This is a genomic window from uncultured Aquincola sp. (assembly GCF_964001545.1).
In the GTDB taxonomy this organism is placed as follows: domain Bacteria; phylum Pseudomonadota; class Gammaproteobacteria; order Burkholderiales; family Burkholderiaceae_C; genus Aquincola.
In genome coordinates, this window is record NZ_CAXFDV010000700.1 from 1 (window position 1) to 8,976 (window position 8,976).

General features: G+C 71.3%; 11 protein-coding genes. 8 read left to right on the forward strand and 3 right to left on the reverse strand.

All coding sequences use genetic code 11. The features are described from left to right. The first annotated feature begins 313 nt into the window (after window positions 1-313). A complete protein-coding gene (locus tag ABNT58_RS24565) occupies window positions 314-670 on the forward strand; it encodes an RES family NAD+ phosphorylase (RefSeq protein WP_348756027.1) in 357 nt (118 codons plus the stop codon). 5 nt (window positions 671-675) lie between these two features. Here the strand turns inward: ABNT58_RS24565 and ABNT58_RS24570 are convergent, their stop codons facing one another. Next, the gene (locus ABNT58_RS24570) at window positions 676-1,209 is read right to left on the reverse strand and encodes a BON domain-containing protein (protein ID WP_348756017.1); all 534 of its coding nucleotides are present in this window, start codon (window positions 1,207-1,209) and stop codon (window positions 676-678) included. Window positions 1,210-1,374: 165 nt separating this feature from the next. On the opposite strand from ABNT58_RS24570, the gene pcp reads away from it, so the two are divergent. Next, entirely contained in the window at window positions 1,375-2,055 is a 681-nt protein-coding gene (pcp, locus tag ABNT58_RS24575; RefSeq protein WP_348756018.1) for a pyroglutamyl-peptidase I, read from the forward strand. A 3-nt stretch (window positions 2,056-2,058) separates the two neighbouring features. On the opposite strand, the gene ABNT58_RS24580 is transcribed toward pcp, so the two are convergent. Continuing rightward, a complete protein-coding gene (locus ABNT58_RS24580) occupies window positions 2,059-2,274 on the reverse strand; it encodes a zf-HC2 domain-containing protein (RefSeq protein WP_348756019.1) in 216 nt (71 codons plus the stop codon). 7 nt (window positions 2,275-2,281) lie between these two features. After that, window positions 2,282-2,842 (reverse strand): sigma-70 family RNA polymerase sigma factor, encoded by a 561-nt coding sequence (locus ABNT58_RS24585; RefSeq protein ID WP_348756020.1) that lies wholly within the window; start codon window positions 2,840-2,842, stop codon window positions 2,282-2,284. Between the two features lie 141 nt (window positions 2,843-2,983). On the opposite strand from ABNT58_RS24585, the gene ABNT58_RS24590 reads away from it, so the two are divergent. From ABNT58_RS24590 to ABNT58_RS24615, 6 genes are all read left to right on the forward strand, one after another. Then, window positions 2,984-3,262, forward strand: coding sequence for a DUF2282 domain-containing protein (locus ABNT58_RS24590; RefSeq protein WP_348756021.1), 279 nt, complete (start codon window positions 2,984-2,986; stop codon window positions 3,260-3,262). 32 nt (window positions 3,263-3,294) lie between these two features. Further along, entirely contained in the window at window positions 3,295-4,155 is an 861-nt protein-coding gene (locus tag ABNT58_RS24595) for a DUF692 domain-containing protein (protein WP_348756022.1), read from the forward strand. Continuing rightward, a complete protein-coding gene (locus ABNT58_RS24600) occupies window positions 4,148-4,957 on the forward strand; it encodes a putative DNA-binding domain-containing protein (RefSeq protein ID WP_348756023.1) in 810 nt (269 codons plus the stop codon). Before ABNT58_RS24595 ends, ABNT58_RS24600 begins: the two co-directional genes overlap by 8 nt. After that, the gene (locus ABNT58_RS24605; RefSeq protein WP_348756024.1) at window positions 4,954-5,421 is read left to right on the forward strand and encodes a DoxX family protein; all 468 of its coding nucleotides are present in this window, start codon (window positions 4,954-4,956) and stop codon (window positions 5,419-5,421) included. The genes ABNT58_RS24600 and ABNT58_RS24605 overlap by 4 nt, the downstream gene beginning before the upstream one ends. A 195-nt stretch (window positions 5,422-5,616) precedes the next feature. Continuing rightward, window positions 5,617-7,263, forward strand: a complete 1,647-nt coding sequence (locus ABNT58_RS24610) for a ShlB/FhaC/HecB family hemolysin secretion/activation protein (RefSeq protein ID WP_348756025.1) — start codon at window positions 5,617-5,619, stop codon at window positions 7,261-7,263. A gap of 32 nt (window positions 7,264-7,295) precedes the next feature. Next, window positions 7,296-8,976: filamentous hemagglutinin N-terminal domain-containing protein (locus ABNT58_RS24615; protein WP_348756026.1), on the forward strand; the 1,681-nt coding region annotated here is incomplete at its 3' end.

The window sequence follows — 8,976 nt, forward strand, 5'->3', positions numbered from 1 at the left end:
CCCATGTGGAAAGAGCCGACGGCCGCGCGGAAACGCTGGCGCACATCGGCTCGGCCGATTTGCAGCCCGGCGACGTGTTCGTGCTGAACACGCCGGGCGGGGGCGGATTCGGGGAGCCAAGCGCTTGAGTACCCCAGGCACCCCATATGGCGTAAGGTCTCGCCCAAATGGAGGCGCCTATGCAGACAGCAGCTTCGCCTCGCCGTACGCTGCGCCGCGGTGGGTTCTGCGCGCGGTGGAAGAGGGCGTGCCTGCGTTTACCGTGGTCTTGATCTCCAGGGCCTTGAGCGAGCCAGCGCCCAGCGTGCTCAACATGATCGGCCTGCCGGAGACCACGTACCAGCGCAAGGCCAAGGCAGGAGAAGCGCTGCGGGATGCGGCCGGCCACCGCGCGATCGCCCTGATGCGCGTGGTGGCCACCCTGCGGCAACTGCTTGAAGAAAGTGGAGACGCCGGGCAGGTGAAGGACCTCGGGGACGTGGTGCCGGAAGGCCGGTTCAGCAGAGCCCTGGGTTCGGCGTGGCTGGCACGCCAGTCGAGCGCCTTGCTGTGCGTGCCCTCCGTCATCATCCAAGAAGAGGTGAATGTCCTCGTGAACCCCTCACACATCGATGCAAAGCGCCTCACCACGCATCGGGCAAGGCGCTTCATCTACGACCAGCGGGTGTAGCGGGTTCAGCTGTTCGCCACCTGCAGGTTGTTCACCACCTGCGTCACGCCGGTCACGTTGGAGGCCAGCTGTTCGGCCTTCACCTTTTCGGCGGTGTTCTTCACTTCGCCCTTCAGCGTCACCACGCCGTTGTTGGTGTCCACGTTGATCTTCATCGCGCTCAGGTCGGGCGCGGTGATCAGCGCGGTCTTGACCTTGGCGGTCAGGCTGGCGTCGCCGGTGGCGGTGACGGCGGTTTCCACGCCACGCTCAGCGGCTTGGCCGGCGCGCTCGGCAGTGGCTTCGATGCTGTTGGGCGTGGTGGTGCTGGTGCTGGCCGTGGTGGCGTCGGTGCCCGTGGTGCCGGTCACGCCCGTCGTCGTGTCGGTGGTCGGTGCGGTGGTGGCCGGCGCCGTGCTCGGCGCGGTTTCCGTGGTCGTCATGCCATTGCTGGCGGTGTTGCTGGCCACGGTGTCGTCCTGGCGGCTGCAGGCCGTCAGCAGGGTCAGGGCGGCTGCAGAGGCCAGCAGCGCAAGGCGGTGGCGGGTATTGAGTTGCATGGGTCTTACTCCTGTGGCGTTGCGCTTTGGCGCGATGGACAAACTGTAGGCAGGCGGGCGTGCAGAGGCTGTCGGGCCGGCTCGGGAAAACCTGTAGTCATGCGCCGACCCCATCAACGCCTGCTTACGGCGTGTCACGCCTGCTGACGGCCGCACAATCGCCCGATGCCCCTCGCGCCCTACACCCCCACATCCACCGTGCTGCTCACCGGCTTCGAGCCCTTCGGCGGTGCCGGCCTCAACCCCAGCGCGGAAGTTGCCCAGGCGCTGCACGGCCGGTCGCTGGGCGGTGAGGCCGTGGTGGCGGCGGTGGTGCTGCCTTGCGCCTTCGGCGATGCGCTGCAGACCCTGCATCAAGCACTGCGGCAGCACCGGCCGCAGTTGGTGCTGGCGTTGGGCCAGGCCGAAGGCCGCACCGACCTGTCCATCGAACGTGTGGCCCTGAACGTGGACGATGCGCGCATGCCCGACAACCTGGGCCGCCAGCCGGTGGACGAGCCGGTGGTGGCGGACGGCCCGGCGGCGTACTTCAGCACGCTGCCGATCAAGGCGATGGTGGCGGGGCTCAAGGCCGCCGCGCACGCGGCCTCCATCTCGCAGACGGCGGGCACTTTCGTGTGCAACCACGTGTTCTATGGCCTGCAGCATGCGCTGGCCGGCAGCGGCGTGCGCAGCGGCTTCATGCATGTGCCACTGCTGCCGCAGCAGGCAGCGCAGGCACCGGGGCTCAGCCTGCCCAGCATGGCGCTGGCGCAGCAGGTGGCGGGCGTGGAAGCGGCGCTGCGCATCGCGCTGGCCTGGGGCGACCAGGCCGACCTGAAGCGGCCCGGCGGCGCGCTGAACTGAAGCTCAGGGCGGCGGTGCCGGTGGGCCGTCGTCGCCCGCCTGCTCGCGCCAGCGGTCCAGGGCCTGGCGCATCACGCCCACCTGCCGCGAGAACTGGGTGCAACCGTGGCACACCATCAGGTGCATGCGCACGCCCAGGCGTTCGCCGGCCGTCAGGCGGCGGTCTTCGCCGGCCAACACCAGGCGGGTCACTTCACGGCAGTTGCGCATCAGGCTCATCGGTGTGTCAGGTGGTGAGGGCGCTGCCAAACCAGCGCAGATCCAGGCATTCACGCAGCCGCAGCCGCGCGCGGTGCAGCAGCACGCCGAGGTTGGTCGTGGTGATCTGAAGTTCCTTACAGATTTCGTCAGTCTCCAGGTCCAGCCATTCGCGCATCATGAACACGCGACCCTGCACCGCGGGCAGGTGGTCGATGCAGGCCTGCAGCACGTCGAAGAATTCGCGCTGCCCCAGCGAGGCCTCGGGGCTGGCCCAGATGGCCGGCGGCTCGCGCCAGTGGCCGTCGGCCGCGAACAGCAGCTCGTCGATGTCCTCGCCGTCGTCGTCCACCAGCACGGTGGCTTCGCGGCTGTGCTTGCGCAACTGGTCCACCACCTTGTGCTTGAGGATGCCCACCAGCCAGGTCTTGAGCTGCGACTGGCCGGCAAAGGCCTGCGGCTTTTCCAGCGCGGCCAGCAAGGTGTCGGACACCGCGTCCTCGGCCCAGGCTTCGTTGCGCAGCTGGCTGCGGGCAAAGCGGATCAGCTGGGGCCGCAGGCTCTCCACCTGCCGCGCGAAGTCACTCATCGGTCACACCAGAAATTTTTCGACTGCGCAGTGTAAGGACGCGTGACGGCAGGCGACTCAACACACGTCGGCAGCGTTTGCCGGCTATTGTTCCCACAAGGCCTGCGGGCCTGCCTGTTCATCCAACGACGGAGTTTCACCATGAACCATCGCCTCATCGCTTCTTCCGCCCTCGCTTCCGTGCTCGCCCTGGGCCTGGTCGGCCACGCCGCCGCGCAGGACAAGGGCAAGGAGAAGTGCTTCGGCATCGCCAAGGCCGGCCAGAACGACTGCGCCAACCTGAGCAAGAGCCACAGCTGCGCCGGCCAGGCCAAGGTGGACAACGGCCCCGATGAATGGAAGTACGTGGCCAAGGGCACCTGCAAGGACATGAAGGGCATGACCGCCGAAGAAGCGATGAAGGCGATGCCCAAGTCCTGAGCCGCCGACTGAGCCTTCTGGCCCGCGCCGCCATGAACCTTCCTTTCGCAGCCAGCGCCGCCGGCATCGGCTGGCGGCAGCCGCATGAAGCCGAGCTGCTGCAGCGGCGCCCGCCGCTGGGCTTCATCGAGGTGCATTCGGAGAACTACTTCGCCGAAGGCGGCGCCGCGCTGGCCGTGCTGCAGCAGGGCCGCGAGGCCTATCCGCTGAGCCTGCACGGGGTGGGCCTGGCGCTGGGCTCGGCCGCCGGGCTGGACCCGTGGCACCTGGACCGGCTGGCGCAGCTGGTGCAGCGCTGCGATCCAGTGCGGGTCTCCGACCACGCCTGCTTCGCCCGCGTGGCGCCGCAAGCCGGCGGCCCGGTGGTGCATGCCAACGACCTGCTGCCGATCTCGTTCACCGACGAGTCGCTGGTCCTGATGTGCCGCCATGTGCAGCAGGTGCAGGAGCGGCTGCGCCGGCCCATCGGCGTGGAAAACCTGGCGGCCTATCTCGGCTGGACCGACAGCACGCTGGCCGAGCCGCAATTCTTCAACGAGCTGGCGCGGCGCACCGGCTGCTGGCTGCTGCTGGACCTGAACAACATCGCGGTCAATGCACTCAATGCCGGCCGCGATCCGCTGACCGAAGGCACGGCCTGGCTGGCCGCCATCGACGGCCGCCACGTGGGCGAGATCCACCTGGCCGGCTACGACGACAGCGGCGACATCGTGGTCGACGACCACGGCAGCCGTGTGCATGCGCCGGTGTGGCAGTTGTATGCACAAGCCGTTCAGCGCCTGGGCCCGGTGCCCACGCTGATCGAGTGGGACACCGACGTGCCCGCCTTGGACGTGCTGCTCGACGAAGCGGCGCGGGCCGATGCGGTGATGGCCGAGGTGGCCCATGGCTGAGCACCGCAGCGAAGCCGATCGCCAGCGCGCTTTGTGGCAGGCCGTGTCCCACCAGACGGGCGGCGCCGATGCGGCGCTCTGGCAGGCGCCACAGGCCGGCTGGCAACGTGGCCTGCAGGTGTACCAGGCCAACGCCGGCGCCGCGGCCGAGCGCGCATTGGCCGCTGCCTACCCCACCGTGGCCGCCTTGGTTGGCGCGCCGGCCATGGCCGCGCTGGCGCGGGCGTACTGGCATGCCCGGCCACCGGCGCGTGGCGACCTGGGCGAGCTGGGGGCCGATCTGCCCGCCTTCATCGCCGACAGCCCCAGCCTGGCCACCGAGCCTTACCTGGCCGACGTCGCGCGGCTGGACGGGCTGCTGCACCGCGCCGAGCGGGCGGCCGATGCGCCGGCCGGCCTGCCCGGCCTGCAGCACCTGGCCGATACCGACCCCGCGACCTTGCGGCTGCTGTTGGCACCTGGCGCGGCGCTGCTGGCCTCACGCTGGCCGGTGGTGGCGGTATGGCAGGCCCACCAGCCCAGCGACGAGCCGACCGAGCAACGCTTTGCGGCCGCCCGCGCCGCATTGGCGGCCGGGCAGGGCGACACCGCCTTCGTCTGGCGCGAAGGCTGGCGACCCAGGGTGGTGGCGCTGCCACCCACCGAGGCCGCCTTCGTCGCCGCCGTGCTGGCCGGCCAGCCGTTGACCCGGGCGCTGGATGCAGCGCCCGACCTGGACTTCGCCGCCTGGCTGGGCGAAGCCGTACAACAAGGCCGACTGGTCGCCATCGAGCGGACCACGGCCCCCGAGGAGAGAGCATGAACACGCTGCCGACGTCCCATCCTTCCACCGGCCTGCTGGCCTGGCACCGCCGCATCGTGGCGTTGCTGGAGGCCGTGCAACCCGCCGCCCAGCTGCTGGCGCGGCTCTACATCGCCAAGGTGTTTTTCCTGTCGGGGCTGACCAAGCTGCGCGACTGGGAGATCACCGTCGCCTTGTTCAGCGACGAATACCACGTGCCGCTGCTGCCGCCCGAAGTGGCCGCGGTGATGGGCACCACCGGCGAGCTGCTGCTGCCGGTGCTGCTGGTGCTGGGCCTGGGTGGGCGCTTTGCCGCGGCGGGCCTGTTCGTGGTCAATGCCGTGGCGGCCATCAGCCTGCCCGACATCGGCGAAGCGGCGCTGCAGCAGCACATCTTCTGGGGCAGCCTGCTGGTGGGCCTGGTGCTGTGGGGCCCCGGCCGCTGGTCGGTGGACGGATGGTTGCTGCAGCGCGTGCGGCGCTGAACGCACCGGCACTCCTGAGGTGATTTATCACCTTTGATCAGAATAAATGCTATTTGATTAGGTTTTTCTTCAGGCACTGAGTTTTTCTGTCACTTTCTACAGTCGCTGCCACGGCGGCCCGTGCGGGCCGGTTGCACAGCAAGGGTCCTGAAGGTGACAGCTCTATCGTTTCGGCACTGCGTCTGCCTGTTCCTGGTGTGTCCGGCGACCTGCCTGCCGCAAGCGGCAGCCGCCCAGCCGGCGCCGGACGCCGGCGCCATCCGCCAGCAGATCGAAGGCCAGGTGCGGCCGGCGCTGCCGCCCAGTGCCGACCCGCTGCCGGCCGCGCCGCCCGCGCCCTTGCAGCTGCCCGAGGGCGCCACGGTCACGGCCGTGGCGTTCCAGTTCACCGGCAACACCTTGCTGGGCGATGCCGCGCTGCAGCCCGTGGTGCAGGGCTGGTTGAACCGGCCGCTGAGCTTCTTCGATCTGCAGCAGGCCGCGCTGGCGGTGGCCGCCGCCTACCGGCAGGCCGGCTGGATCGTGCGGGCCTACCTGCCCACGCAGGACGTGACCGAGGGCCGCATCACCCTCCACGTCATCGAGGCACGCTTTGCCGGTGCACAGCTGGAAGGTGAGGCGCCCGAGCGCATCGATCCGGACCTGGCGCTGCGCATGGTGCAGGCGCAGCAGCCCACCGGCGAGCCCCTGCGGGCCGATGCGCTGGACCGCGCGCTGCTGCTGATCGACGACCTGCCCGGCGTGTCGGCCACCGCGGCCCTGACGCCCGGCGAGCAGGACGGCCAGACCGGCCTCGCCCTGCGCCTGCGCGACGGGCCCGTGGCGCAGGCCGAGGCCGGCATCGACAACACCGGCGCCCGCAGCACCGGCAGCCGGCGCGCCACCCTGGCCGCCACCTTGCACAGCCCGCTGCGCCTGGGCGACAGCCTGCGCGCCGACCTGCTGCACAGCAGCGGCACCGACTACGCGCGCGTGGCCTGGAGCCTGCCGGTGGGCAGCGACGGCTGGCGCATCGGCCTCAATGCCTCGCTGCTGCGCTATGACGTGGTGGCGCCGGAATTCGCGGCCCTGGGCGCCAAGGGCAGCTCGGCCAGCGTGGGTGCGGATGCGCGCTGGCCGCTGCTGCGTTCGCGCCTGCGCAACCTCTACGTGTCGGTCGCGGCCGACGACAAGCGCTTTCACAACCAGGCCAACGGCGCCACCCAGTCGCGCTACGGCGTGCGCAGCCTCTCGCTGGGGATGGCCGGCAACCTGTACGACAGCCTGGCCGGCGGCGGCGCCAACCAGTATTCATGGACCTGGACCCGCGGCCGCCTGAACCTGGGGCAGCCCGACCCCGGCGAAACCGCCGCTGGCGGCGGCAGCTTCGGCAAGCTGCGTTATGCCGCCTCGCGCCAGCAGCAGCTCACGGCCACGCTGTCGTTCTACGGGTCGTGGAGCGGGCAGACGGGCAGCCGCCAGCTCGATTCTTCCGAGCGCTTCTACCTCGGCGGGCCCACCGGTGTGCGGGCCTATCCGGCCAACGAAGGCAGCGGCAGCCAGGGCCAGCTGATGACCGCCGAGCTGCAGTGGCGCGCGCTGCCCAGCCTGGCCGTCAGCGGCTTTTACGACCGCGGCAGCGCCACCGCGGCCGGGCCCACAGGGGCCGTGCGCACGGTGCGCACCGTACTCAGGGGCTACGGCGCCGCCGTCGCCTGGAGCGGACCGCAGGGCCTGGAACTCAAGGCCACCTGGGCCCGGCGCGACGGGCACAACCCGCAGGCCCAGGCCACCACTGGCCGCGATCAGGACGGCAGCCTGCACCGCCACCGCATCTGGCTGCAGGCCAGCGTCCGCTTCTGACAGCCGTCACCCACACCAAGCCCCCGGACCCCATGAACAAGATCCACCGCCTGGTCTGGAACGACATCACCCGCGCCTGGGTGCCCGCCGCCGAACACACCCGTGCCCGCGGCAAGCGCGGCGCGGCCCGCCTGTTCGCGGCCGCCGCGCTGCTGCCGCTGGCGGCCTGGGCCCAGGTGGCGCCCAACGCCTTGCCCACGGGCGGGCAGGTGGTGGCGGGGCAGGTGGCCATCCAGCAGAACGGCGCCACGCTGACGATCCAGCAAGGCAGCACGCGGGGCGCGATCGACTGGCAGCAGTTCAACGTCGGGCGTGATGCGCAGGTGCAGTTCCAGCAGCCCTCGGCGCAGTCGGTCACGCTCAACCGCGTGCAGGGGCCGGACGCGAGCCAGATCTTCGGCCGCATCACCGCCAACGGGCAGGTGTTCCTGTCCAACCCCCACGGCGTGTACTTCGCGCCCGGCGCCAGCGTGGACGTGGGCGGCCTGGTGGCCACCACGCACCGCATCAGCCTGGACGACTTCATGGCCGGCCGCACCCGCTTCGAGCGCCAGGGCGCCACCGGCAGCGTGGTCAATGAAGGCGAGCTGCGTGCAGCCCTGGGCGGCTACGTCGCGCTGCTGGCGCCGGAGGTGCGCAACCAGGGCGTGATCGTGGCCAACCTGGGCACGGTGGCGTTGGCGGCGGGTGAGGCGTTTGAACTGCAGTTTGATGCCAACCAGACGCTGGCCGGCTTGCGGGTGGAAGCTTCCACCTTGCGCACGCTGGTGGACAACCGCCATCTGGTGCTGGCCCCGGGCGGGCTGGTGATCCTGAGCGCGCAGGCGCTGGACCGGGTGCAGGGTGGGGTGGTGCGCAACGCCGGCCGCATCGAGGCCACCGGCCTGGCGCAACGCGGCGGGCGCATCGTGCTGGAAGCCTCGGGCCAGGTGGTCAACAGCGGCCGCATCGACGCCAGCGCCAGTGCCGACGGCCCTGCCGGCAGCGTGCGGCTGCAGGCGCCCGAGGTGGTCAACAGCGGCAGCATCACGGCCGCGGGCAGCGCGGCGCATCCGCAGGGCGGGCAGGTCGAGGTGGTGGCGGGCAGCTTCACGCAGACGGACGCCGGCCGCATCGACGCCAGCGCGCCCGCGCAAGGCGGGCGTGTGCAGCTGCGCGCCAGCGGGCCGGTGGCACTGGCGGGGCAGGTGAGTGTGGCGGCCACGCCGCTGGCGCCGGCGCCCGCCGCCGCACCCGCTGCGGCACCCGCGCCCGCGGCCCATGCGCCCGCCGAAGCACCCGCGCCGGCACAGGGCGGCGAGATCGACATCCAGGCCGCGCGGATCCGCCTGCCCGCGGCCCTGCTCGATGCCTCCGGCGGCCAGGGTGGCCGCATCGTGCTGGATGCCGGCGCGCCGGCATCGGGTGCGCCCGCAGCACCTGCGCCCTTGCCCGCACCCGAGCGGGGCCAGGTGGTACTGCAAGGCACAGCCCAGCTCAGCACCCGGGGCCGCCGCGGCCAGGGCGGATTGATCACCTTGCTGGGCGACGACCTGCGGCTGCACGACCAGACCCTGCTGGACGCCAGCGGCGCCACCGGCGGCGGCAGCGTGCGCGTGGGCGGCGGCTGGCAGGGCGGCGAAGGGCTGTACGCCGCCGGCCCCGTGGCCAGGGACGGCGGCGCCCGCATCGACGCCAGCGCCACCACGCAGGGCGATGGCGGCAGCGTGGTGC

What these genes read in the sequence shown, in the direction of transcription:
- ABNT58_RS24590 (WP_348756021.1), top strand. Translation starts at nt 2,984, where the DNA reads ATGAACCATCGCCTCATCGCTTCTTCCGCCCTCGCTTCCGTGCTCGCC.
- ABNT58_RS24605 (WP_348756024.1), top strand. Translation starts at nt 4,954, where the DNA reads ATGAACACGCTGCCGACGTCCCATCCTTCCACCGGCCTGCTGGCCTGG.
- pcp (WP_348756018.1), top strand. Translation starts at nt 1,375, where the DNA reads ATGCCCCTCGCGCCCTACACCCCCACATCCACCGTGCTGCTCACCGGC.
- ABNT58_RS24600 (WP_348756023.1), top strand. Translation starts at nt 4,148, where the DNA reads ATGGCTGAGCACCGCAGCGAAGCCGATCGCCAGCGCGCTTTGTGGCAG.
- ABNT58_RS24585 (WP_348756020.1), bottom strand. Translation starts at nt 2,842, where the DNA reads ATGAGTGACTTCGCGCGGCAGGTGGAGAGCCTGCGGCCCCAGCTGATC.
- ABNT58_RS24595 (WP_348756022.1), top strand. Translation starts at nt 3,295, where the DNA reads ATGAACCTTCCTTTCGCAGCCAGCGCCGCCGGCATCGGCTGGCGGCAG.
- ABNT58_RS24580 (WP_348756019.1), bottom strand. Translation starts at nt 2,274, where the DNA reads ATGAGCCTGATGCGCAACTGCCGTGAAGTGACCCGCCTGGTGTTGGCC.
- ABNT58_RS24570 (WP_348756017.1), bottom strand. Translation starts at nt 1,209, where the DNA reads ATGCAACTCAATACCCGCCACCGCCTTGCGCTGCTGGCCTCTGCAGCC.
- ABNT58_RS24565 (WP_348756027.1), top strand. Translation starts at nt 314, where the DNA reads ATGATCGGCCTGCCGGAGACCACGTACCAGCGCAAGGCCAAGGCAGGA.